The sequence below is a fragment of the Streptomyces sp. NPDC088261 genome (assembly GCF_044740805.1).
Taxonomy (GTDB): domain Bacteria; phylum Actinomycetota; class Actinomycetes; order Streptomycetales; family Streptomycetaceae; genus Streptomyces.
On record NZ_JBIURL010000018.1, the window covers coordinates 92847 to 116019 of the forward strand.

Annotated in this window: 20 protein-coding genes; 5 read left to right on the plus strand and 15 right to left on the minus strand. The window is 73.8% G+C overall.

Annotated elements, in window-relative coordinates; all coding sequences use genetic code 11:
* Positions 1 to 6: 6 nt before the first annotated feature.
* Genes ACIODU_RS28350 through ACIODU_RS28360 form a run of 3 tightly spaced genes read right to left on the minus strand, consistent with a single transcriptional unit; the run spans position 7 to position 3292 of the window.
* Positions 7 to 831, minus strand: coding sequence for an aminoglycoside N(3)-acetyltransferase (locus ACIODU_RS28350; protein WP_401770980.1), 825 nt, complete (start codon positions 829 to 831; stop codon positions 7 to 9).
* Entirely contained in the window at positions 824 to 3118 is a 2295-nt protein-coding gene (gene fxsBH / locus ACIODU_RS28355) for a radical SAM/SPASM protein FxsBH, inactivated beta-hydroxylase extension form (protein ID WP_401770983.1), read from the minus strand. The genes ACIODU_RS28350 and fxsBH overlap by 8 nt, the downstream gene beginning before the upstream one ends.
* A gap of 9 nt (positions 3119 to 3127) precedes the next feature.
* A complete protein-coding gene (locus ACIODU_RS28360) occupies positions 3128 to 3292 on the minus strand; it encodes an FXSXX-COOH protein (protein WP_327237289.1) in 165 nt (54 codons plus the stop codon).
* A 232-nt stretch (positions 3293 to 3524) separates the two neighbouring features.
* Here ACIODU_RS28360 and ACIODU_RS28365 point away from each other — a divergent pair, with 232 nt between their 5' ends.
* Complete coding sequence (locus ACIODU_RS28365) at positions 3525 to 4430, plus strand: DUF4231 domain-containing protein (RefSeq protein ID WP_401770986.1); 906 nt, start codon at positions 3525 to 3527, stop codon at positions 4428 to 4430.
* 70 nt (positions 4431 to 4500) lie between these two features.
* Here the strand turns inward: ACIODU_RS28365 and ACIODU_RS28370 are convergent, their stop codons facing one another.
* From ACIODU_RS28370 to ACIODU_RS28400, 7 genes are all read right to left on the minus strand, one after another.
* Positions 4501 to 4980 carry a hypothetical protein gene (locus ACIODU_RS28370; RefSeq protein WP_401770988.1) on the minus strand — a complete coding sequence of 160 codons (480 nt, stop codon included), beginning with the start codon at positions 4978 to 4980 and terminating at the stop codon, positions 4501 to 4503.
* Positions 4981 to 5081: 101 nt separating this feature from the next.
* Complete coding sequence (locus ACIODU_RS28375; protein WP_356431735.1) at positions 5082 to 5990, minus strand: S1 family peptidase; 909 nt, start codon at positions 5988 to 5990, stop codon at positions 5082 to 5084.
* A gap of 251 nt (positions 5991 to 6241) precedes the next feature.
* Positions 6242 to 7063, minus strand: a complete 822-nt coding sequence (locus tag ACIODU_RS28380; protein WP_401770992.1) for a DUF1684 domain-containing protein — start codon at positions 7061 to 7063, stop codon at positions 6242 to 6244.
* A gap of 5 nt (positions 7064 to 7068) precedes the next feature.
* Complete coding sequence (locus ACIODU_RS28385; RefSeq protein WP_401770995.1) at positions 7069 to 8448, minus strand: NtaA/DmoA family FMN-dependent monooxygenase; 1380 nt, start codon at positions 8446 to 8448, stop codon at positions 7069 to 7071.
* Positions 8445 to 9518 (minus strand): LLM class flavin-dependent oxidoreductase, encoded by a 1074-nt coding sequence (locus tag ACIODU_RS28390; protein ID WP_401770998.1) that lies wholly within the window; start codon positions 9516 to 9518, stop codon positions 8445 to 8447. The genes ACIODU_RS28385 and ACIODU_RS28390 overlap by 4 nt, the downstream gene beginning before the upstream one ends.
* A 52-nt stretch (positions 9519 to 9570) precedes the next feature.
* Positions 9571 to 11661, minus strand: a complete 2091-nt coding sequence (locus ACIODU_RS28395; RefSeq protein ID WP_401771000.1) for an FAD/NAD(P)-binding protein — start codon at positions 11659 to 11661, stop codon at positions 9571 to 9573.
* Positions 11662 to 12031: 370 nt separating this feature from the next.
* On the minus strand, positions 12032 to 13255 hold the full coding sequence (locus tag ACIODU_RS28400) for a DUF5685 family protein (RefSeq protein WP_401771002.1): 1224 nt from the start codon (positions 13253 to 13255) through the stop codon (positions 12032 to 12034).
* A 238-nt stretch (positions 13256 to 13493) separates the two neighbouring features.
* Between ACIODU_RS28400 and ACIODU_RS28405 the strand changes: the two genes are divergently transcribed.
* The gene (locus ACIODU_RS28405) at positions 13494 to 13925 is read left to right on the plus strand and encodes a cell division protein SepF (protein WP_356431747.1); all 432 of its coding nucleotides are present in this window, start codon (positions 13494 to 13496) and stop codon (positions 13923 to 13925) included.
* Positions 13926 to 13972: 47 nt separating this feature from the next.
* Here the strand turns inward: ACIODU_RS28405 and ACIODU_RS28410 are convergent, their stop codons facing one another.
* Positions 13973 to 15160 (minus strand): acyl-CoA dehydrogenase family protein, encoded by a 1188-nt coding sequence (locus ACIODU_RS28410; protein ID WP_401771005.1) that lies wholly within the window; start codon positions 15158 to 15160, stop codon positions 13973 to 13975.
* A gap of 118 nt (positions 15161 to 15278) precedes the next feature.
* Positions 15279 to 17036: an MFS transporter gene (locus ACIODU_RS28415; RefSeq protein WP_401771008.1), complete on the minus strand. Its 1758-nt coding sequence runs from the start codon at positions 17034 to 17036 to the stop codon at positions 15279 to 15281.
* 433 nt (positions 17037 to 17469) lie between these two features.
* Between ACIODU_RS28415 and ACIODU_RS28420 the strand changes: the two genes are divergently transcribed.
* Positions 17470 to 18459, plus strand: a complete 990-nt coding sequence (locus tag ACIODU_RS28420) for a phosphatase PAP2 family protein (protein ID WP_356431752.1) — start codon at positions 17470 to 17472, stop codon at positions 18457 to 18459.
* A gap of 109 nt (positions 18460 to 18568) precedes the next feature.
* Here ACIODU_RS28420 and ACIODU_RS28425 read toward each other — a convergent pair whose 3' ends face one another.
* From ACIODU_RS28425 to ACIODU_RS28435, 3 genes are all read right to left on the minus strand, one after another.
* Entirely contained in the window at positions 18569 to 18784 is a 216-nt protein-coding gene (locus ACIODU_RS28425) for an I78 family peptidase inhibitor (RefSeq protein WP_356431754.1), read from the minus strand.
* 389 nt (positions 18785 to 19173) lie between these two features.
* Positions 19174 to 20040, minus strand: coding sequence for a hypothetical protein (locus ACIODU_RS28430; protein WP_401771011.1), 867 nt, complete (start codon positions 20038 to 20040; stop codon positions 19174 to 19176).
* On the minus strand, positions 20037 to 21302 hold the full coding sequence (locus ACIODU_RS28435) for a glycosyltransferase (RefSeq protein WP_401771014.1): 1266 nt from the start codon (positions 21300 to 21302) through the stop codon (positions 20037 to 20039). The genes ACIODU_RS28430 and ACIODU_RS28435 overlap by 4 nt, the downstream gene beginning before the upstream one ends.
* 438 nt (positions 21303 to 21740) lie before the next feature.
* Between ACIODU_RS28435 and ACIODU_RS28440 the strand changes: the two genes are divergently transcribed.
* Together ACIODU_RS28440 and ACIODU_RS28445 are read left to right on the plus strand one after the other, a co-directional pair.
* Positions 21741 to 22529, plus strand: coding sequence for a hypothetical protein (locus tag ACIODU_RS28440; RefSeq protein WP_356431759.1), 789 nt, complete (start codon positions 21741 to 21743; stop codon positions 22527 to 22529).
* Positions 22530 to 22630: 101 nt separating this feature from the next.
* Positions 22631 to 22981 (plus strand): hypothetical protein, encoded by a 351-nt coding sequence (locus ACIODU_RS28445; RefSeq protein WP_401771016.1) that lies wholly within the window; start codon positions 22631 to 22633, stop codon positions 22979 to 22981.
* Positions 22982 to 23173 lie beyond the last annotated feature (192 nt).

Consider the following 23173-nt stretch of genomic DNA (forward strand, 5'->3'; position numbering starts at 1 on the left):
GGTCAATCAACGCCGCTTTTCGGTCATCCACGACTCCGCGTGATCCACCGCGTCTTTGATCGGGAAGAGCCGCGCGGATGTTCCGCCCAGTTGTCCCTTCTGTTCCATCCCCCAGGGGAACGAAGCGCCCACGGATTCAAAATCACTGTCGTCGAGGGTGACATCCTCATATTCCACCCATCGCGCGATCCCGTCAGGGCCTTTCACCACACAGCGGTAGGAACGTGTCGGCGCGCCGGCCCGGTATTCCGCGAGATGGAACGCGGTGCAGACGGCGAATCCCACATTGATCATCAGAACGTGCGCACCGGCCGCGGCGAGAGCGCCCAGCGGGGAGTCCTCGCCCAGATGACTGTGCAGCGGATGCACGGCCAGCAATTCCTTCGCCCGGCGTCCGACGGCCGCGAAAGAGGTCTGCGGATGGGCGCTGCGCACGGCCCCCGGATGGGTGCGCACGGACTCGGCCAGCCGGCCCATCCCCGTGGAGGGCGTGGTCGCCGCGTCGAAGGCGGGCATCCGCTCCCGGAACGCGGCCGCCTCCCGGCGTGTCTTCCCCCGGATCCGCGCCAGATGGGCCGAGGAGGTGTCGGAGTTGTCCTCCGTGAAGGCCGGCACGACCAGGGTGCCCGTGTCGCCCACGGCGGTCAGCAGGGCGGTGCGCAGGGTGTCGGCGTCGAGGCCGGTGGAGCGCAGGGAGGCGTGGACGAGGAGGATCGACCCGTCCGTCACCCCCAGGGCCGCCAGCTCGGAGGCCAGTTCGGCCGCGGTCGCGGCGCGGCCGGCCGCCCCGGCCTCCGTGGGCGCCGCCGCCTCGTCCGTCGCGTCAGGCATGGTCGACCTCTTTCCACAGGGCGGCCAGCAGGCTCTTCCCGCCGACCGTGAGTTCGGCCGTGTCCTCCAGCGCGTCCAGCGCCCGGCGCGCGTGGTCGCGGTAGGCGGTGTCGTACGCCGCGAGACCCACGCGTTCGTACGCCCCCGCCAGCAGCTCCGGCACCGGGACCGGCGTGTCCCGCCAGGGCGCCCGGCGGAACTGGCCGGGCACGGTGTCCCGCGCGTACAGGTCCGTGACCTCGGTGAGCGCCCGGAACTTCGCCGCGCGGAAGCCGCGCAGGAGGGCGGGCGCCAGCTCCCCGGCGTCTCCGTGGACGGGGACCCCCAGGGCTCCGTAGCCGGGCGGGCCGCTCCCCGTTCCGGTGGCCGCCGACAGCAGCGGTGTCAGCGTCGACAGCGTCCCCGCCGCCTCCGCCGCCTGGTCCGGTACGGCGTCCCGCAGCAGCCCCCAGGCCGCCGCCAGCCGGGCGCTCCAGCCGGCCGCCTCCGCGTCCCCGAGCCCCGGGTGGACGGGGGCGCCGAAGCGGTCGCGGTACGGATCGAGGTCGTCGAGCGCGAGATCGGGCGCGAGGTCGGGTGCGCCGTCCCGGCCGAGCCGGCGCACGGGCCGCCAGTACGGGGTGGCCTCCCCGGGGCGTACGACCAGCCGCTCCACCGCGCCGGCGCGCACCAGGAAGCCGTGCTCCACGACGCGCACCTCGGCGTCCCCGGACGCGCCGGCGTGCGATCCGGGGCGGGCGCTGTACGGTCCCGCGCCGTCGTCCAGCCGCAGCACCCCGAGGGTCGGCAGGTGCAGGGCGCCGTCCCGGTGGCCGACCCGGACGGGCAGGTCCAGGCCGCCGCGGATCACGGCGGCGGCGACGTAGGCCGCCAGGCGGCGCGCGGTGCCCGTCGCCCCGGGCCGCTCCTCGCGCAGGGCCGCGACGGAGTCGACCAGCCAGGGCCGGGTGTACGGGTGGGCGAGCAGCTCGTCCAGTGCGTCGGAGCGCCGCTCGACCGCGCCGGCCAGCTCCCACGCCTCCTGCCAGGACGCGCCGCCCCGGCCGTCCAGTTCGGCGTGCAGCTCCGCGAGGAGGGAGCGGGTCAGGTCCAGCTGGGCGCCGAGCAGTTCGCCGGTGTCCGTGACGGCGGGCGAGGTGGTCGCGGCGGCCGTACGGGACTCGATGCCGCGGATCAGGGCTTCGAGGTCCGCGCAGTACACCGAGGTCCGGTCGAAGCCGGCGGGCCCCGCGGCGGGCCCGGACGCGGCGCCGGAGCCGTACCGGTGGGTGTAGAGGCCGCCGCCGCAGGAGCGGACGACCGGGCACCGCCGGCAGGTCTCGCTCACCCCGGCGAGGCCGAGCTGACGGGTCCGTACGCCGGGGTGGGCGGCGACCTCGTCCAGGGGGTGGGAGAAGACGTCGAAGCCGGTGGCCGCCGCGCCGTCGTAGGCGCTCTTGAGCGAGTCGACCTGCTCCAGCGTGCCGTCGGTCTCCACGACGACCAGGTCGGTGGGGGCCAGTCCGAGGGACTCGGTGAGGCTGGGGCCGCCGGCGAGGGTGGAGAGCACCGACTCGAAGAGCCGTACCGGCATGGGCCTGCCCTGCTCCTCCCAGCGGTCGAACACGGCGAGCAGCCAGTCGGCGTACGCGGTGGGCGAGCCGTCGGGGCGCGGCGGGGGTTCGTCCCAGGTCGCGTGCGGGAGGAGGAAGTCGACGCGCGGCGGGTCGAGGGCGGCGAGCGCGTCGTACACCGCGAGGGGGTCGTTGGCCACGTCGATCGTGCAGAGCAGTCCGAGGTCGAGGTGGCGGTAGCGCTCCTCGTGGAGCAGGGCGACGGCCTTGAGGACCTGGGGGTGGCTGGTGCGGCCGTCCGCGTAGCGGCGGTGGCGGTCGTTGGCCGTCCGGTCGCCGTCCAGGGAGATGCCCACCCGGACGCCGAATTCGTCGAAGAGGTCGAGATAACGGGGAGAAAGCTGGAGCCCGTTGGTGTGGATGCGCAGATCGAGGGCAGCGATACCGTCGAGGGCCGCGGTGAGTTCGGCGCAGACCTGCCGCAGCCGCGCGGGCCCCGCCAGCAGAGGCTCCCCTCCGTGCAGGATCACTGACACGGAGGGCAGGGCATGAGTCTTGGCATGCTCTGCCAGTCGCAGAGCCGTCCAGGTAATCGCCTCGTCAGAGATCGCCTTCGGGCGGGTGCGCCAGCTCTGGTCGGCGTGTTCGTAGATGTAGCAGTGGTCACAAGCGAGATCGCACCGGCTGTGGACCTTTAAGACGATCTCGCGGAATGGGACCAGGGGTCCAGTCATTCCGCCAGTCTAGAGGGCGGAGTTGAAGCTCGAAACGCGCGCGACACGGCCGGTGGGCATGGGCAGGACCCGGTTGAGCTTCTTGGCGACCTCGGTGTCGCGTACGTCGATCTCCGCGAGAGGGACTCGGTTCTTCTTCGCAGGAGCGAAGGTGACAGAGGTCTGAAAGGTCACGACGGCCGTCCTTGATCATCAGGTGCGAACAGGAGACACGGCACCGTTGCAGTGTCAGCGGCTCGACTTTACTCTTCAGAACTCGTACAGCAACTCGGCACGGGCGGCCGAGACAAAAGCGTTGTCAGGAATTCGCGGCGCGGCGCGGAAGGCGCCATTCAGCTGAACGAGTGACAACACCACAGCAGACGGGGGCGCGCGCATGGCCGAGTTACGCGGACCACTGCACAGTATGGTCTTCCGAAACGCTGATCTGCCGGTTCTCTTCCACCACGCGGACGCGATCGCCATCAGGCGCCAGCGGCAGGCCGTGAACGCCAACCGCAGCCAGCTGGTGCTCCTGGTCCTGGCCGCCGCGCTGGCCGCGCTGCCGTGGGAGGGGAAGCTCGGGGGCTCGTTCCAACTCGTGGGCGCGCTCAGCGCGTTGGCGTACGCGGGCGTACTCCTGTTCACCCTCAGGTCCGCGGGACACCGAGCAAAGTCGCATTGGCAACTCAACCGCTCCGCCGCCGAGTTCATCAAGTCGATGTCCTGGCGGTACGCGGTGCACGGAGCCCCCTTCGATTCCGGGGCCGAGGATCCGGCCGGGCTCTTCACCACCCGGATGGAGGCGGGCCTGCGGGAACTCAAGAAGGTCGGCTGGGAGGACCCGCGGGACGGGGACGCAGCCCCGGCGGGGGCGGCCCGGCTCATCACTCCCCCCATGCAGATGCTGCGTGACAAGGCGTTCAGCGCCCGCAAGGAGACCTACGTCAGGGACCGGCTCATCGAGCAGCGCAACTGGTATCACCGGCGCACGGTGATCTCCCGTCACGCCACCACTCTCTGGGGGGTGACCATCACCCTCCTCACCCTGCTGGCGCTCCTCCTCGCCGTGCTGCGTACGTTCTCCGTCACCGGATCGTCCGCCGTGCTGGGGCTGTTGTCGGCGTCCGCGGCGGCCTGCCTGGCGTGGAACGAGATACGGCGCCATCAACCGCTCATCTCCGCGCACTCGTTGGTGGAGGACGATCTGGCGGCGATGCACACCGCGATGGCGACGATGGTCACCGAGGCGCAGTGGGCGAACGCCGTGTACGAGACCGAGCGGATCGTCTCGCCGCAGCACACGGACTGGCTGGCACGGCACCGGAGTTGAGGCGCGGGCGTCGACGGGGTGGGGGCGTCGAAGAGGTGGGCGCTCGGGGGGCGGCCGAGGGCGCGAACCGTCAGGCCCGCTCCACCCCTTCGCACCAGATCACCGTCACCGGCTTCCCCCGCTCACGCGCGTACCGCACGATGTCGCCCGTCCCGCCGAGGCCGCGGGCCGGGCGGCCGTCCCACACCGCCAGCAGCCGGTCGCAGTGGTCGGCGATGTACGCGCCCGCCGCGTAGTAGGCCTCGTCCGTGGAGTGCGGGAACGCCATCCTGACCTCCAGGGTGGCCCGGTCCTTGAGGTGCCGGTAGCGGGCCAGTTCCTCGGGGTCGTCGAAGCCGTCCTCGTAGTCCCCGCTGGGGATGACGACGGTCAGTTCCGCGCCCCGGTCGAGCGCGAGGTCCGCGAAGAGCTGGTCCGCGCCCGCCGCCAGGCTGGAGAGCGCCTCCAGCGCGCCCGGCTGGGCGCGGAGCACGGCCAGGATGGCGGCCCTGATGTGTGCCCTGGCCGCCGCGGGGATGTCCCGGTGACCGGTCACTCCGATGCGTTCCACTGCCCGCGGCCCCCCGTTCCGTACCACCGACCACCCGGCATTCTCGCAGAGGCGAGCCCCCGTCCGGCCGGGACAGGGGCTCACCGGGCGCCGCGGCCGCGTCAGTAGACGCTGACGCCGTAGACGCTCAGCGCCTCCGTGACCGGCTGGAAGTACGTGGTGCCGCCGGAGGCGCAGTTGCCGTTGCCGCCCGACGTCAGGCCGATGGCCCGGCCGGCCGAGTGGAGCGGGCCGCCGCTGTCGCCCGGTTCCGCGCAGACGGTGGTACGGATGAGGCCGGAGACGACGTCGCCTCCGCCGTAGTTGACCGTGGCGTTGAGGGCGGTGACCGTACCGCTGTGGACTCCGGTGGTGGAGCCCATGCGGGTGACCTGCATGCCGACCGTGGCGTTGGCCGCGCCGGTGATGTCGACGGCGCCGACCGTGCCCGGGTGGGGCACGGCGGGGTTGTCGTACCGGACGAGGCCGAAGTCGTTGCCCGGGAAGCTGGTGCCGACCGTGGGGCCGATGCTGATGGTCTGCGCCGGGTCCGCGTACCAGGGCGGGGAGCCCTCCGTGCAGTGACCCGCCGTCAGGAAGTAGTAGGTGGAGCCGCTGCGGACGTTGAATCCCACGGTGCAGCGCCGGCCGGGGGCGTAGACGGCGTCGCCGCCGGATATGAGGCGGGACAGCGTGCCCGGGGTGCGTTCGACGCGCAGGGCGCCGGCGTTGGCCCCGGCCGCGCGCCGGATCGAGGCGATCTCGGTCGCGGAGACCGTACGGTCGGCCGTGACGACCAGTTCGCCGGTGGCCCGGTCCGTGTACCAGGCGGTGCCCGGCACGTCGGCGGCGAGGACGGCGTCGCTCGCCGCGGCGAGCTGCTGGGCGCCGAAGGCGGTGGACCGGTCCTGTGCGCTCGCCCCGGCGGCCGGGATCGCGAGCGCGGCGGCGGCCACGAGTCCGGTGGCGACGGCCACCAGCCGGGTCCTGTTCGCCCTCGGGCCTGGGGGGTTGGTGCGCTTGATCCTCACGTGTCGTTCCTCCGGGGGAATCGGGGGCCCGGCGGTGGGGTGCCCGGCCCGTGAGGCGCAGCCGGGCGGCCGTCCGCATCCCGGACAGGCGTCTCCCGGCAAGGCCGCCTCTTCCGGATCGTGCGGGTCAGGCAGGATCCGGAAGAGACGGCCCGGCGCTGTTGGGGAGTATTGAGGCCGTCGGCTCCCCGGCGCAAGGGCGCCCTCAGGGCCGCCGCGACGGGCGGTGCCGGAGGGCAGGAAGTGCCGGATCAGCCGGTCACGAGCCGCCGTTCGCCGGCCGGGACGGCGATCGGGAGCCGGTTACCGGGCGGCGGGAACGGGCAGAGGAAGTGGTCCGCGAAGGCGCACGGCGGCAGCACCGCCCGGTTGAGGTCGACGCTCACCGTGCCGTCCGCGTCCGGGGCCGGCGGCCGCAGGAAGCGGAACCCGAAGCTGTCCACCCCGCTGGTCGTGTCGGCGAAGACGACCCACAGGGAGCCGTCGGGCTCCACGGCGGCCTGGAGGGTGTGGTCCGTACCGTCCACGGAGAAGGAGATCTCACCGCCGAGCGTGAAGTCCCGTTCGCGTCCGTCCGCGTTCGGGAGCAGGATCGTACGGCTCTCGTACGGCCGGAAGTGCCCGGTCAGCGCCCAGTCGCCGTCGTACGGGGCCGCCTCGATGCCCAGGAACGACCGCCGGGCCGGGGATCCGGGGTCGATGTCGCGTACCGCCCACAGTCCTTCGCGGCGCAGCACGACGAGCCGGCGTGACCCGGCCGCGATCCTGCTGTCCTCGAAGGCCCCCGTGTCGGCCGTCAGCCGGATCTCCCCGGTGAGCGGTACGCCGTCGGCGGTGAGGCCGTCGCCGTCCCCGGCGGTGAGCACCACCTCGTCGCCGTCCGCGCGCCACTCACCCGGTACGGCGGGCAGGCGGCCCCCGGGGAAGTCGGTGAGCCAGTGGGTGCCGGTGAGGGAGAGCGGGCCGTAGGGCGCGGAGACGGCGAAGACGCGCTGTTCGTGCCAGCGCCTCCACTCCTCGGCCGGGTCGGTGCCGGTCGCCGTGCCGGGTGCGCCGGAGGTGTCGGTGGTCATGCTGATCAGCCTTTCCAGACGGGGTCGGGAAGCCCCAGATGGGACCGCAACGTGGTCCCCGCGTACTCCGTACGGAAGACACCGCGTTCCTGGAGCAGCGGTACGACCCGGTCGACGAAGTCGTCCAGGCCGCCGGGGACGGGAGGGGGGACGAGGAGGAAACCGTCCGCCGCCTCCTGCCGCACCAAGGTGTCGAGCGCCTCGGCGACGGTCAGGGGGGTGCCGATGAAGGACTGCCGGGCGGTGGTCTCGACCACGGTGTCCCGGATGGACAGTCCCTTGGCCTCGGACAGGGCGCGCCAGCGCGCGGCGACCGCGAGCGGGCCGCCGTCCGCCGTCCCGCCCCGGCCGGTGACGGCGGCGGGGTCGGGGTCGGCGTCCGGGAGCGGCCCGTCGGGGTCGTACGCGGAGAGGTCGCGGCCCCAGACGCGTTCCAGGGCGAGGAGGGCGTCGCGCGGGGAGACCTGCTGCCGCCGGATCCCGGCGGCGCGCTCCTGGGCCTCGGCGTCGGTGTCGCCGAGGACGTAGGTCACGCCCGGCATGATCTTCAGGTCGCCGGGCCGTCTGCCGTACCGCGCCAGCCGGGCCTTGACGTCGGCGTAGAAGGCCCGGCCCGCCTCCGGGGTGGTGTGGCGGCCGAGGACGACGTCGGCGGCCGAGGCGGCGAACTCCCTGCCCTCCTCGGAGTCACCGGCCTGGATGACGACGGGGTGGCCCTGCGGGGAGCGGGGGACGGTGAACTCGCCCTCGATCGCGAAGTGTCGGCCGGTGTGCGCGAAGGGGCGCGGGACGCCGTACGGGGCGCCGGGCGCGGCCGGGGTCCAGGAGTCCCAGAGTTCGCGGGCGGTGGCGACGAACTCGGCGGCCCTGGTGTGGCGGTCGGCGCGGTCGAGGTAGCCGCCGCGCCGGAAGTTCTGCCCGGTGACGGCGTCGCAGGAGGTCACCACGTGCCAGGCGGCGCGGCCCTCGCTGAGGCGGTCGAGGGTGGCGAGCCTGCGGGCCAGTTCGAACGGCTCGTAGAAGGCGGCGTTTGCGGTGGCGGCGAGGCCGAGCCGGTCGGTGACGGCGGCGAGGGCGTTGAGCACGGTGATCGATTCGGGCCGGCCGGCGAGGTCCGGGTCGTGGACCGGTCCTTGCTGCTCGTACGGCCGCGGCTCGTCGGCGAGGAGCAGGAAGTCGAACAGGCCGCGCTCGGCGGTACGGGCCAGCCGCTCGAAGGAGGAGAACTCGATCGGCGACCCGGTACGGGAGCCGGCCCGGACGGTGGTGCTGTCGGCGCCGGGGAAGCGGGCGGCGAGGTGGAGGGTCCTGCGGCCGTCGCCCTCGCGGCCGGCGGCAGCGCGGCCGGAAGCACCGCGGTCCGTTGTACTGCGGCCGGCGGTCATGAGGCTCCCCCGGCGTGGGTGTACCGGTTGGCGGGCCGGGTCAGGCCCAGGTGCTCGCGCAGCGTGCCGCCCGGGTAGAAGGTGCGGAACCGGCTGCGGTGCTGGAGCAGCGCGACCGTACCGTTGACCAGCCGTTCCAGGTCGCGGGCCGGTTCGGCGGGCGCGACGTGGAAGCCGTCCACGGCGCCGCCCCGGTGCCAGGCGGCGATCAGCTCGGCGAGGTCGACGGGGCCGCCCCGGTAGTACGGTCCGCCGGCGCCGCCGGTGGTACGGGGCGCGCGCTCCAGCCCCGGTTCCGCCGGGCGTTCGCCGTCCCCGAGGTCGACCGTGAGCGCCGCGAGCACCCGCAGGGCGTCGGGCCGCCGGCCGTGGGCGGCGGCGCGGGCGCGAAGCCGCTCGCGGATCCCCGCCGCCTCCTCCGGGCGGGTGGCCCTGACGAGGACGACGTCCGCGTGGCGGGCCGCGATGTCCTCGCTGTGCTCGCCGGCCGCGTCCACGACGGTGACGGGGTGGCCCTGCGGGGGCCTCGGCACGGTCGCCGGGCCACGGACCCTGAACGTCGTCCCCTCGAAGTCGACAGGGTGGAGCGTGGCGCGGTCGATGAAGCGCCCTGTCGACGTGTCGTGGACGCAGGCGTCGTCCTCGCGGCTGTCCCACAGCCGCGCCGCCACCTCGGCGACCTCGCCCGCCTCCCGCCACACGGCCTCGGCGGGCGCCGCGTGGCGGCGGCCGAAGAGCCGGGCCTGCGCCGGGGTGGTCGACACGTCGACCACCCAGCCGGCCCGGCCGCGGCTCACCCAGTCCAGGGTGGCCACGGCGGAGGAGACGTGGAACGGCTCGGTGTGGGTGGTGGTGACCGTCGCGACCAGCCCGATCCGCTCGGTGGCCGGGGCGACCCGGGACAGGACGGCGAGCGCGTCGAGTCCCGGCCGGGTGAACGAGTCCTGGAGGGTGACGAAGTCGAGGGCGCCCCGCTCGGCGAGCCGGGCGAGGGCGACGTAGTCGGCGGCGTCGTACCGCGGCGGACCGCCGATCTCGGCGGCGAGATGCAGGGGTCGGGTGGCGGACAAGGTCGGGCCTCTCAGCTTCGGTTCAGGAGTCGGAACACCACACGCGCACGTCCTAGGGCGTGTCGGCGAGGTCCCGGTGGTCGGCGGGGTCCGGACGGTCGGCAGGGTCCGGACGGTCTGCGGGATCCGGACGGTCTGCGGGGTCCGGATGGTCTGCTGGGTCCGGTTGGTCTGCTGGGTCCGGGAAGTCTCCGGGGTCCGGGAGGTTGGCAGGATCCAGGTGATCGGCGGGATCCCGGAGGAAGGTCAGGACGGCCCGTGCCACGTCGTCGTTCTGCCGGAAGGCGGGGCCGCCGGTCCGGGGCCGGGTGAAGGCGCCACTGGACCGGGCGGTGGTGTACGGGCCGAGGGCGAAGCGGCGCGGATGCGGGCGCCCGTCGCGCTCGACCAGCCGCCCGTCGTCGGGGTCGACCCGGACGAGCCCGGCGGAGGTGGCGGCGGCGCCCTCCTCGTACAGCGCGCGCAGCAGCGGGCTGCGGGTGCGCTCCGGCGACGGGTCGGGGAGCCGGGCCTCGACCAGGGCGCGCGCTTCGACGTGATGCCCCGGCAGGGACGGGCTCCCCGCCCGGAAGAGTCCGGTCCGCTCGTCGGCCTCGACCGTCGTGTCGGCGCCGAGGAAGCGGACGATCCCGGCCCGGGACAGGGCGAGGAGCTGGCGCAGCCGGGGTCCCGGCGGTCCCGAGGCGAGGTAGCTGAAGAAGCCGTGCCACTGGCCGCCCAGGTCGCCGAGGTCGCCGAGCCGGGTCAACTGCCCGTAGACGGAGAGGAGTCCGAGGAAGACGGCGAGGTCGGCGCTGTGGGCCGGGTCGTGTCTGCGGGTGAGGTCGGCGGTGATGTAGGCGCGCAGGCCGTCCTGGAGCGCCTCGGGCGAGGCGAAGCGCACGCCGGTCAGCGGACGGTCGAGCAGGCCGAGGTCGAGCCGGTCGGCGGGGTCGGGCACGGCGGCGGCGGTGAGCGCGTCCAGCTCCGGGCTGCCGGGCGCGGCGGCGGCGTACTTCTCCTCGAAGTCCGTCCAGGCCATGCGGGTGCGCCCGGGATGGGCGGTGAAGAGGCGGTGGTAGTGGGCGAAGCCCAGCTCCTTGTCGACCAGGGGCCGGACGTCGCGCCGGAAGTCGAGCGGCCGGGGCCCGCGGAGCAGTGCGTCGATCTGCTCGGGACCGAGGAAGCGGGGCAGCGGCGGTCTCTCGCCGGTCAGGCCGTAGCCGATCTTGGAGTGGTACGGGACCCCGCGCCGCGATCCGACGTACAGCACCGGCTCCCGCCCGGACGGGTGGTAGACCAGCTCCTCGCCGACGCCCTCCGCCGGTTCTCCGGGCGCCACCGAGTAGCGCCCGCCCCGGCCCTCGGTGAGCAGCACCATGAGGTCCACGAAGGCGAGGCCGAAGCCGCGCACGATCAGGGGCTCACCGGCGGGCAGGGCCGACAGGTCGCTGTCGGCGGTGAAGTCGGGCGGGACGTGCGTCAGCCCGTGCCGCCGGGCGAACCCCGCCAGCTCCACGTGCTCGGGCTCCGGTTCCGCGTCGAGGTGACCGAGCGTCAGGACCACCAGGTCGGCGAGCAGGGGTTCCGTACGGTCCTCCAGCCAGACGCGCTGTCGCCCGCCGCGCGGTCCGCTGACGCGCAGGGCGCGGGTCGGGTGCCGGTGCAGGGTGACGCCGGGCGGCAGGGCGGCCACGGTCCGCTCGTACACCCAGCTCAGATAGGCGCTCTGCACCCGCCTGCTGGGAAAGGCCTGGCCGCTCAGGGCGACTATCTCGGCGCGCAGTCCCGGATCGGCGCGCGCGGTCTCCCCGGAGAGGCCGGCCCTGCCCTCCGCGACGTCCCGCGCCCAGTCGTGGAGCGCGGGCCCCTCGGTGACGGGTCCGCCGAGCCGGACGGAGTCGTCGGTGAACATGGTGACGTCCTCGGCCATGGAGTTCATCCAGAGGAGCGGCGACTGCGCGCGGCGCCATATCCGGCCACCGCCCGGCGGGAACGGGTCGACCAGGTGGATGGCGAGGGGCCGGCCGTCGTACAGGGCGGGCGCGTTGGCGGCGAACCGTTCCAGGAATCCCGTGCCGCGCGGGCCCGCGCCGACCACGACGACGGACCGGGTGAGGCGCGTAGGGACAGGGGTACGGGTGGGCTCCGAGGACACAGGCATGCGAAGGCTCCGTGGATACAGAGATCGAACACGGGATGTGCCTTCACGTGAAAACGCGGGCGGACCGAGCCCCTCAGCACGATCCGCTTGTGGCTCAGAGGCTAAGCGGTCCGTACCGTCCGCTGTCAAGCTTGTCCATACTCCGGGCGTACCGGGGTGCTCGGTTGACGGGGAAACGGATGCCTGTTCCACTTGGCACATGTATGCGCAGCAGTGGCTGGTCACCCGCTCCCACATCGACTTCGGTCGAGTGTGGTCCTCGTCCTGTTGAGCTGACGCCCTGCACGGCCTCCGTACCACCGGCGCTCATCCGCCGTCTCCCGCGTGCCTTCACATGCGGCGCTCCACGCGTCATCCCCCTCGCGCCCTGTCAGCAGCTGCAGTCGCAGCATCCGCAGCAGTCACAGCAACCGCCGTCACAGTCACAGCAGTTCCCGTCGCAGTCGCACTTGTGGCAGCAGCCCTCCCGCTGCTTCCCCGACCACGGGCCCTCGTAGCTCTCCGCGCAGCACATCCGACACGTACAGCACAGCGCGGCGAAGGCCGCGCAGCCGGCCAGGAATCCGCGTGAGCCCGGCCGGGGCGGCTCGGGGTGCGGCCCCTGGGGCGCTCCCGGCACGCCCGGCGCCCCGGGTGCCTGCGGGGGTGTGCCCGGCAGGTGTCCGGCCGGCGCGCCGCCGTGCCCCGGGTGCGCGCACGCCGTCGTGCCGAACGCCCGGTCCACCGACACCCGCAGTTCGTGGGCGAGCAGCACGTGCGCGAGCCGGCCGTCGGTGAACTCCGCGTCCCGCAGTGCGAGACGGATGCCGTGCACGGCGTCGTCGGCGAGCCGCCGGGCCTCCGCCCGGGGCGTGCCGGTCGCGGTGAGCGGGTTCCAGGCTCCCGACGCGGCGTCGGCCTCCTGGTCCTCCACGGCGTCCAGCAGGTGCGCGAGCCGTCCGAAGAGCCGTCCCGCCTCGGTCAGCGGCGCGCGATTCCCCGGCCGGCCCGCCAGCACGGCGGTGTGCGCGAAGGCGGCGCCCGTCGCCGTCTCGGTCGGCTCGGTGACGGCCGGCAGCGCGGTGCCGGGACCGGCGAGGGCCTCGATCCCCTGCTGCCGGTCGACGGCGTCGACCAGGACGGACGTGTCGAATCCCAGCTCCGCGCCGGTACGGGCGCCCGCCCGGTCCCAGCCGGCGGCGACCCTGCGCGCGGCGGCGGCCAGCGGTCGGCGCTTCAACAGCCCGTCCCCGTCGGCCACGTGGTCCCGTACCTTCGCCGAGGCCAGGACGAGCGACACGGCGGCGGCGAGGCGCGCGCCCTCCCCCCGGGCGACCGGCGCGGTCCGCAGGCCGCGCAGCGGGCAGGGGCCCGCGGTGCGCCGCCGGCCGGGCCCGGGTCCCGACTGAGCCTCCGTCAGGACCGAGACGATCAGGCCGTCGTAGTTGGTGACGACCCGGGACAGCTGCCCGTGGTCGGAGCGAAGTGCCAGGCACATTCCGCAGAGATGGGCCGTCCACTCGGCCTTGAGGCCGTCGGCGAGACGGTGCCCGCAGGGTCTGACGATTCCGAACACGACGGTCCCCCCGGAGTCGTTCGTCTGTGCGGTGGGCATCGTATCGACTCCCCCGTTCACCCGTACGACCCCCGCGTCACCCATCTGGCCCGAACGTCATATTTTGTACCGCGTCAGGGCCCGTACGCAGGAGGAACCTTGACGAACCGCCACATCTTCTGCACCAGTACCGTCACGAATGCCCTGTGCGGCCGCTATCCCCTTGGCGCGGAATCCGCATCATGGTCGACCATAGGGAGTGCGGAACCACTAGTGACCGCGGTGAGAGGAGGCGTCCATGGGATCGGTGCGCAAGGCGAGTGCTTGGCTGGGCCTCGTCGAGGACAACGACGAGCGTTACTACGACGACGAGTACGCCGAGGGTGCGGAGAACGACGACACCTGGCAGACCGACCCCCGGGCGCGGGTCGCCTCCCAGGCCGCCCCCGAGGACCGCAGGATCGCCACGGTCTCCCCGGACGGCTTCCGGGACGCCCGGCACATCGGCGAGCTCTTCCGGGCCGGCACCCCGGTCATCATGAACCTCACCGCCATGGAGCCCTCCGACGCCAAGCGGGTCGTGGACTTCGCCGCCGGGCTGGCCTTCGGGCTGCGCGGCTCGATCGAACGCGTCGCCACCCGGGTCTTCCTGCTGACCCCCGCCGACACCGAGATCGTCAACGGTGAGCCCGCGGGCCGCGCGCAGGACGGCTTCTTCAACCAGAGCTGAGCGGGGCGCGCACCGGTCCGTCCGGTTTCATCCGGGAATCGCCCGGATCACCGGAAGGCGTCGAGACCGGTGAGCGCCTTGCCCAGGACCAATTGGTGCATCTCGACCGTGCCCTCGTACGTGAGGACCGACTCCAGGTTCGTCGCGTGCCGCATGACCGGGTAGGCGAGCGAGATCCCGTTGGCGCCGAGGATCGTGCGCGCGGTACGGCAGATCCCGATGGCCTCCCGGACGTTGTTCAGCTTCCCGAAGCTGACCTGCTCCGGGCGGAGCCGGCCGGCGTCCATCCGCCGCCCCAGATGGTGGGCGAGCAGGATGCCCTTGTGGAGTTCGAGGGCCATGTCGGCGAGCTTGGCCTGGGTGAGCTGGAACCCGCCGATCGGCCGGCCGAACTGCTCCCGCGTCCGCGCGTACTCCAGCGCCGACTCGAAACTGGACCGCGCGGCCCCCATCGCGCCCCAGACGATTCCGTACCGCGCGTGGTTGAGACAGCTGAGCGGTCCGCGCAGCCCGGAGACCTCCGGGAGGACGGCGTCGGCCGGCAGCCTCACCCCGTCGAGGACCAGTTCGCTGGTGACCGAGGCACGCAGTGACCACTTTCGGGTGATTTCCGGGGCGGAGAATCCGGGGGTGCCCGCCGGTACGAGGAAACCCCGCACCCCGTCCGGCTGGTCGGTGGTCTGCGCCCAGACGACCGCGACATCGGCCACCGAGCCGTTGGTGATCCACATCTTGCGGCCGTCGAGGACCCAGTCGGTGCCGTCGCGGCGGGCGCGGGTGCGCATCCCCGCCGGGTCGGAGCCGTGGTCGGGCTCGGTGAGGCCGAAGCAGCCGATCAGTTCGCCGGCCGCCATGCCGGGGAGCCACCGCCGCTTCTGCTCCTCGGAGCCGTAGCGGTGGATCGCGTACATCGCGAGGGAGCCCTGGACGGAGACGAGGGAGCGGATGCCGGAGTCGGCGGCCTCCAGCTCCAGGCAGGCGAGCCCGTACTGGACGGCGGTGGCGCCCGCGCAGCCGTATCCGGTCAGGGACATGCCGAGCGCGCCCAGCCCGCCGAGTTCCCGGGCCAGTTCGCGCAGGACGGGCAGTTCGCCGTTCTCGTACCACTCGGCGATGTGCGGCAGGACCCGGTCGGCCGCCCAGGCGCGGACGGTGCCCCGGATCGCCAGGTCCTCCGGGCCGAGGAGGTCGTCGAGGCCGAGCGGATCACCGGGGTCGAAGGAAGGGACGGGCATGGGGGCTGCCTCCGGCGGCTCGGCGCGGGTCAAACTAGCAGTGTTAGTTACGGCTCGGCGCAGACGTTACGGCGCCGGTGCGGCAACCGCAACGCCCCCAGGGGGCAGCGGGCCGCGGTCAGCCGGACGGGCCGCGGGGCACCAGGGCGGGCCGCCGGCGTGACGGGTCCGGCTGCTGCTCCTTCTCCGGGGGCGCGGCCTTGCGGAGGTCAGGTACGTGACGCTCCTGCGCCCGCTGTTCCGGTATCACGCCCGCCGGCTCGCGTACCGCCGCCTCCGGAGCCGCCGGAGCCGTCGAGGTCCCCGCCGGCTCCGGTGCGCCCGCCGCGGTGCCGGGCGCCGGGCACTCCATGATCCGGGGCAGCCGCAGCGCGGCCAGCGCGCCGAGCAGCAGCAGGGCCGCGCTGACCAGCAGCGTGACGTGCAGACCGTGGACGTACGCGTGGCGGGCGGCGCTCCGCAGGGAGTCCCCGGCCGGTCCGCCCAGCCGGTCGGCGACCTGGTACGCCTCCCCGAGGGACTGGGAGGCGGCCGTGGAGTCCGACGTGCGGACCCCCTTCACGGACGCCAGCGCGGGCGCGTAGGACGCGTTCATCACACTGCCGAGCAGGGCGATCCCCATGCCCGCGCCGAGTTGGTACGACGTCTCGCCGATGGCGGCGGCCCCGCCCGCCTGGTCGGCGGGGGCCTCGCTGAGCATCGACTCGTACGCGCCGAAGAGCGTGGACTGGACCCCGAAGCCGAGCAGGACGAACGCGGCGGTCAGCAGTCCCGGCCGGTCGTGCTGGCCCATCATCACGAGCAGCAGCACGGCGGCGGCGGTGAGGGAGAAGCCCCAGGACACCATCCGGCGCGGCCCGATCCGGCGCAGGGTGAGCGATCCCGTGGCGCCCGCGGCCATCGCGGCGAAGGTCAGCGGCAGCAGCCGCAGCCCGGTCTCCAGCGGGCTGAGCCCCAGCACCAGCTGGAGGTACTGGACGGCGATCAGCTCCAGGCCGACCAGCGCCAGCATCGCGAGGACGATGCAGCCGATGGAGACGGAGAACGTGGGCCTGGCGAACATCCGCATGTCGATCAGCGGGTTGGCCCGGCGGCGCTGCCTCCGGACGAAGAGGACCAGCAGGGCGGCGCCGGCGCAGAGCGGGACGAGGGTGGTGGGGCCGAGCGGGCCCTCCCCGGCGCCGAGGCGCTTCACCCCGAAGACCAGGCCGAGCACCCCCGCCGCGGCCATCAGCGCGCCGAGCACGTCCCACGGGCCGTCGGTGCTGCCCTTGGACTCGGGGAGCACGAGGCGGCCGAGCGGCAGGATGACCGCCAGCAGCGGCAGGTTGATCAGGAAGACCGAGCCCCACCAGAAGTGCTCGACGAGGAAGCCGCCGAGGACGGGCCCCACGGCGGCGCCCACCGCGGCGACCGCCGTCCACACCCCGATGGCCACCGCCCGCTCCCGCCGGTCGGGGAAGACCGCGCGGAGGATGGACAGGGTGGCCGGCATGATCATCGCGCCGCCGACGCCGAGCAGGGCGCGCGCCCCGATCAGCACGGCGGGCGAGCCCGCGAAGGCGGCGACGGCGGAGGCGGCGGCGAAGAGCCCGTACCCGAGCAGCAGCACCCGCCGGCGTCCGACGCGGTCGCCGAGGGTGCCGAAGAGGATCAGCAGGGCGGCGCAGACCAGCGGGTAGGCGTCCACGATCCAGAGCAGCTGGACGCCGCTCGGGTTCAGGTCCGCGGTGACGGAGGGGACGGCCACGTGCAGCACGGTCGCGTCCAGCGCGACCAGCAGGAGGCTGACGCAGAGGACGACGAGGACGACCCAACGGTTGGCACCGCCGACGGCGGCGCGCGACCGTGCGGCGGCCGTGGTGGTCCCGGTCATCTGAGTACCTCCCGATGCGTCCCCCGCACTCGGAGGGCCGACCGGGACCCTAGCCTCACCGGGCGACCCCACAGCGACCCAGCGTCGACGCGCGGGTGATCCGCCACAGTACGCGAGGGAACGCGCATGTCACGTGGTGCAGGTCTCACGGTTCGGATCATCCGGTGTGGCGTGCGCCACACCGGACATCTCCGTCGCGGCCGGGGCTCCCGCAAGCGGCGGGGAAATTCCACACGGCGTCCCGGTGAACTCATTCTGTTCCGCACAAAGACAGTTCCGGGAACGCCATGCCGGTGAATAGGGTTCGGAGTCCCGTGGATTTCGGGAACGGGGCCGGATAAACCGTGACCTGAGACATACTCCACATCACATCGTCATCACAAAGAGACCTGATCGCCCTGTTCGGTCACTCACTCGCTGTAACGTCGATTACGTGCGCACCAACATCTTTGCCCGCCTGGATCGGGAGCCGGAGCCGCCGAAGATAGAGATCCCGCGGATGAGTCGCACCCGCAAGGCTCTCCTCGGCGGAACGTTGGCGTTCTATCTCGCCATCGTCGTCGCCGTGCTCGCCGATTCCTGGCTGGTGACCCTCGACTGGAAGGTCATGCTGTTCCGGCCGTACCAGCAGTGGCCGGGACTCCACGCCTTCCTCGACTACTTCGTGGTGCTCGGGCAGCGCGGCCCCACGGCCGTGATGATCGCGGCCTGGCTCGGGTGGCGCTCCTGGCGCCAGCACACGGTGCGGCCCCTGCTGGCCCTGGGCACCGCCCTGCTGCTGCTCAACATCACCGTCGGGGCGGTCAAGATCGGCCTCGGGCGGCTCGGCCCCCACTACGCGACCCAGATCGGCTCGGCCGAGCTGTTCGCGGGCGGCGATATATTTCCTTCGGGACACACCGCCAACGCCGTCGTGACCTGGGGAATCCTGGCCTATCTGGCCAGTACGCCCCGGGCCAGGCGGTATCTGTCGATCACGTCGTCCATGGTGGCCCTGGGGGTCGGCGCGACCACCGTCTACCTGGGTACGCACTGGCTGAGCGACGTCCTGCTGGGCTGGGCGGCCGGGCTGCTGATCCTGCTCGCCCTGCCGTGGTGCGAGCCGATGATCGGCCGGATGGAGCGCGCGATCCTCGCCGTACGAGACTCCGTCCTGGACCGGCTGCGCGCCCGCGGGAGGCTCGCGGCGCCGGCCCCGGTCGCCGCGGGCGGTCCCCGGCCCGTCCCGGTGCGGGGCGGACACCCGGAGGACGACGACGCGCCGCGCGAGCCCATCGGCGCCGGTCACCCCGGGCGGACGGCGGCCGGGCGGCCCGCGACGCACACGCAGCCGCGCCCGCACGCGGTCCGCTCGGAACGTACGCCCATCACCCCGGCCGGCAGCCGCCGTCCGCCGCGCTCGCGGCCGGTGACGGGCGGCTGAGCGGCCGCCGAGGACACCGGGACGCCCCGGGAGGGGCTTTCAGGGCGCTTGGAGGACACGAAAGGCCCCCGGCCGAGGCCGGGGGCCTTTTCCGCGCTCGTGCGGCGTCTCAGCCGCGCCAGCACCGCACCACCCGGTTGTGCTCGACCTCGAAATTGAGGCGCCCCACCACGTACTCCATGGTGATGATCGCGCCGGGCGGCAGCGCCCGGACCGTCGTCCAGCCGCGCTGCCGGGCCCGGCTCCCGGCGTCGTCGGCGTCGAGCCCCACGTACGAACCGAGGTCGTCGGAGGGCGGGTCCTGGGGGGTCGGTGTGGGTGCCATGCCACTCACGGTAGGCGCCCCGGGGCGAGGAAGGAAGCCGGGCAATCGCCGGACACGGACCCTTCCCGCCGGTCCGCCGTCACACTTGTGTCACAGGATCACGCCTCCTGGAGCAACGCCCCGACTTCACTCGTTCGGCCCTCCGATTCGGCACTCCGGAGTAATTCCACGCCCCCTAAGATCACATAAATTCACCCTTACCGAATTCACACCGCCGCCGTCCCGGCGAGAGTGCCGGAGAATTGTCGGACCATGCGGAATTCACGATTCCCTCGCACGATCCACCGACGGCGGACACGGCCGGCCCGTTCGTTTTCGGTCACTTCGCTCTCAAGTAAGCGCGGCGTGAGCGCCGGGCAGACCCGCGGGGCGGGGCTCGCGGACCCGCCCTACGGCGCGGCCGCCGCGGGCTCCAGGCGGACGCAGAGGCCGTTGTCGGCCGCGTAACAGGGAGCGGCCGACCAGGCCCCGGGGCCCCGGCGGACGAAGCGCGGGTAGACGAGGATGTTCCGCTTGTCCCAGATGTCGTCCAGGATGCGGGAGATCCGGACGCCGTCCGCGTCCGGCGCGGGCCGCAGCCACAGGTCCCACCGCTGCCGCCGCCCGACCGGCGCGTCGGCCAGCAGGGCGTACGGGAGGGTGAAGGCGAAGGACGACCCCCGGCCGGTGACCGGGACCCGGTGGACCGCGCCGCCGCCGCGCAGCCGCGCCTCGGCCACCGCGCCGGGCCGCGCCTCGGCGCCGTACAGCACTCCCCCGACCGTCATCGCGCCCCGCTCGCAGCGGATCGCGCCGGCCTCGGCGTGCGGGGTGCGGACCCAGCTGCGGACGGCGAGCCGGCCGTCGCCCGTCGGGTACGGGATCCGGGCGGCGACCCGGTCGGAGCCGGGGATCCGGTCCACGAGCGCCCGTACGTCCCTGACCCCGGGGCGTACGGCGTGTTCGCCGTCGGCCCCCGTCCTGACGTCCCAGTACCCCTCGGCCAGATGCACCGTGCTGGGCAGGACGGCCCGCAGCGCCGGCCCGGCGCCCGCCCCCGGCCCGTGCCCGCCGCCTCCGGTGAGCGGCAGCCGTACCTCGTGGTCGGTGCCGTCCTCGGGGGCGCCGTCGCGCCGGCGCAGGACGAGCACCGGGGCGGGCCCGGCCGCTCCCGCGAGGTCGAAGGTGATGCCTCCCGCGGAGTCGGCGATGCAGTCGGCGATCCGTTCCGCCGCCCGGCGCCGTCCGTTCCGCCCGCTCCTGGGGTCCTCGCTCATGGGGTCCTGCCCTTCCGGATCACGTCGACGGCGAGGTTGCGCGCGCTGTGCGCGCGGGCCAGTACGGCGCCCCGGCCCCGGTGCAGCGGGTCGCGCAGCCTGCCGCGCGAGCCCTTGGCCAGCTCGGTGAAGAGCGCCTCGTGGCGGGTGGCGATCAGCGCGGGGTCGAACCGGGCGGAGGCGGCGAGCGCGGCCCGGCCGGTGCGGCCGCGCAGCGCGTCGTCCTGGATCAGGGCGAGGAGCGCGCCGGAGATCGCGTCCAGGTCCCCGTTGCGCACGAGCCGCCCGTCGACCCCGTCCTCGATGATCTCGGCGGGGCCGTGCGGGCAGTCGGTCGCGACGACCGGGACGCCGCAGCGCATCGCCTCGACGATGGTCATGCCGAAGGACTCGCGGCTGGAGGTGACGGCGGCGACGGACCCCTTGACCCACTCCGCCTCCAGCGGGGTGGCGGACCCCATCAGCAGGACGTGCTCGTGCAGGCCGTACTCCTCGACCAGCCCGCGCAGCGTGTCCTTCTCGTCGCCGGACGCGTCGCCGCCGCCGTAGATCCGCAGGCGCCAGTCGGGGCGGACGTCCACCACCCGGGCGAAGGCCCGTACCAGCAGGTCGTACCGCTTGACCCTGGTGAGCCGGCCGGCCGCGACCACCCATTTGCCGGTGCAGTCGGCGGGGGCGACGGTGGGCGCGGGCACGCTGTTGGGAATCGCCGTGATCCGTACGCCGGGCAGCCGCAGCCCGGTCCGGTAGGCGCGGGAGTCGGCCTCGGTGACGGTGGTGACGGCGTCGAGCAGCCGGTAGCGGTGGCGGATCTCGCGGCGCAGGCGGCTCGCGTGGGTGTCGAGGCTCAGGTGCTCCTGGCCGACCCGGACCGGGCCCCGGCGCGCCTGCCGCGCGAGGTGGACATTGAGCCCGGGGCGGGTGCCGATGACGACGTCCGCCTCCAGGGAGCGCAGGTGGGCGCCGATCCGGTGGTCGGTGAGGGCGCTGTACTGGCGGTACCTGCTGTCGCCGGCCGGGAAGATCCTGGCGCGCCCGTGCTCCGCGGCCTCGCCGTCGTACCGGGGGCTGCCGGGCCGCAGGTCGACCAGGTGCCGCAGTTCGACGCCGGCGGGCGCGCCCAGGGCCGGCTCGTCCCGGTGCCGGAAGACCGAGACGATCTCGACCTCGTGCCGCTCGGCCAGCGCGGCGGCGAGCGTGAACGTCGCCCGGATCGTCCCGCCGACGGCGTAGGCGTTGTGGAGCAGGAAGGAAAGGCGCATACGTGGGTGGGTCCCCCTCGTCGTCCCTGTCGTATCGGCTCGACCGGTTAGACGCTCGAATGGAGCGTTCGGTGCCGATTTCGAGCAGATGCGCGCGATCCGGTACGGGCGGCGCGCCGGCGACCGAAAGGACCAGGCGTTTTCCGGCCACCTCCCCCGATCATCGACTTCCCGATGTGTCGACCGTGACGGCACGGTCGCCACCTGCGCCGAATCGATCCGTCGACGTGACGACCGTCCCGCCCGGGACCCCGGGTCAACGTGCCCGTCCCCGCCGGGCGTTGGACGCGGTGACTGATTCCCGCCGATCGGTCGCCGCGGTGCCGGACGGTTCGATTTCCGTTCCCCGATCCGCGTGACCCGGGCCACGGCTCACCCGTTGTCTTCTGTACGAGCCGGGAACAGCCCGGCCCACGCACCGAGTTCGAGGAGCCACCCGTGCCGCGCATGCTCGATGTCAGCGAGGACGTACGCGCCGAGATCGGCGACGAGGAAGCCGACCGGCTGCTGGCCGGCGACAACTCCCCGGGCAGTTACGACTGCACGTCCTGCCGCACCCCTGGCGACTCCGAACAGGAGCGGACCAGCACGGTGCTGTTCGTCGGCGAGGAGACCGCGGTCCTCGCCTTCGCCCACGCCACCTGCATCCCCTCCCAGGTCGTCCAGGTCGCCGAGGACCAGCTCCAGGGCGCCGTCCGGTCCATCACCGGCAACGAGCCGGCGCAGTCCGGCGCGGCCGGCGCCGACCAGGGCGACCAGGCCGTGCTGGGTGTCACCAGCGGCCTGGTGCTGATCGAGGGCGATCTGCACCCGGCGCTGGTGGTCGAACCGACCGCCCCGATCGCCCGGCCGGGTACGGCCGGCAGCACCGACGAGTTCCTGCCGCTCCTCGCCGAGCAGGGCTTCCGGCACGTCTCGGACCTGGAGACGCTGCCCACCCTCCTGCCCGGCTGGTCGGTCCTGCTCGCCATGGGCCAGCTGCACGCGGTGCTCCAGCCGGGCACCGGCGGCAGCGGTTCCGTCGCCTGGTGGCAGGCCCACCAGCCCCTCCAGGTCACCGAGGGCTGGCGGGCCGCCGCCAACCGGTCCAGCACCGTCCTCGTCTTCGCCGCACCGGTCGGCTCCATCGGCCAGCAGCCCCGCGAGGACCTGCTGCGCGAAGCCCTGGAGAAGGCGGCGGCCAACGGCCGGCTGGTCGCGGCCGCGATGCCGCTGGCGGGCACGTGACGACGGCCGCACGCCCGGCCGTACGGCTCACAGAACCCCCGCGAGCGGCGAATTCGCCGGGCACCCCGCATCCGGACGACACCGGGGTCGTTGGCACCTACGTGCACGCATACGACCCCCCACGCCCGCAGTACCAGAGCCAGATCCCTTCGATGCGCCCCGCGCAGGACGTCGCGGACGGCTATTCCACGACGCCCATCTACGACGCGCTGTACTCCGAGTTCCGCCGGTCCTTCCGGGCGCTGCCCGGGGACCGGAGCAACGAGGAGAATCTGGGCTTCACCGCCTTCGGCACCGGACTGCACGCGTCGTCGCACGGCGGGTACGGCGGCCACGGCCACACGGGTCACGGCCACACGCCGTACGTGGGGTCCTGGCAGCGCGACCCCCGCCAGCCGGGCGCGCGGCACACCCCGGCGGCCCTGCCGCCGGGCCCGCGCCGGGGGCACTGAAGCCCGGGACGCCGGAAGGCTCAAGCCCCGGGACGCCGAAAGAAAAGGCCGGAAGCTGTGGGGTGGGGGGGGGGGGGCGCCCCCCCCGCCCCCCCCCCCGCCGGGGGGGCCCCCCCCCGGGCCCCCCGGGGGCCGGGGGGGGGGGGGCCGGGCCCGCCCCCCCGCCGGGGGGGGGGTGTGGGGGGGCCCCCC

Coding starts and splice junctions, on each gene's coding strand:
- ACIODU_RS28385 (WP_401770995.1), bottom strand. CDS start 8,448: ATGACCGCCGGCCGCAGTACAACGGACCGCGGTGCTTCCGGCCGCGCT.
- ACIODU_RS28350 (WP_401770980.1), bottom strand. CDS start 831: ATGCCTGACGCGACGGACGAGGCGGCGGCGCCCACGGAGGCCGGGGCG.
- ACIODU_RS28400 (WP_401771002.1), bottom strand. CDS start 13,255: ATGCCCACCGCACAGACGAACGACTCCGGGGGGACCGTCGTGTTCGGA.
- ACIODU_RS28435 (WP_401771014.1), bottom strand. CDS start 21,302: ATGCGCCTTTCCTTCCTGCTCCACAACGCCTACGCCGTCGGCGGGACG.
- ACIODU_RS28380 (WP_401770992.1), bottom strand. CDS start 7,063: ATGACCACCGACACCTCCGGCGCACCCGGCACGGCGACCGGCACCGAC.
- ACIODU_RS28430 (WP_401771011.1), bottom strand. CDS start 20,040: ATGAGCGAGGACCCCAGGAGCGGGCGGAACGGACGGCGCCGGGCGGCG.
- ACIODU_RS28365 (WP_401770986.1), top strand. CDS start 3,525: ATGGTCTTCCGAAACGCTGATCTGCCGGTTCTCTTCCACCACGCGGAC.
- fxsBH (WP_401770983.1), bottom strand. CDS start 3,118: ATGACTGGACCCCTGGTCCCATTCCGCGAGATCGTCTTAAAGGTCCAC.
- ACIODU_RS28415 (WP_401771008.1), bottom strand. CDS start 17,036: ATGACCGGGACCACCACGGCCGCCGCACGGTCGCGCGCCGCCGTCGGC.
- ACIODU_RS28395 (WP_401771000.1), bottom strand. CDS start 11,661: ATGCCTGTGTCCTCGGAGCCCACCCGTACCCCTGTCCCTACGCGCCTC.
- ACIODU_RS28425 (WP_356431754.1), bottom strand. CDS start 18,784: ATGGCACCCACACCGACCCCCCAGGACCCGCCCTCCGACGACCTCGGT.
- ACIODU_RS28405 (WP_356431747.1), top strand. CDS start 13,494: ATGGGATCGGTGCGCAAGGCGAGTGCTTGGCTGGGCCTCGTCGAGGAC.
- ACIODU_RS28410 (WP_401771005.1), bottom strand. CDS start 15,160: ATGCCCGTCCCTTCCTTCGACCCCGGTGATCCGCTCGGCCTCGACGAC.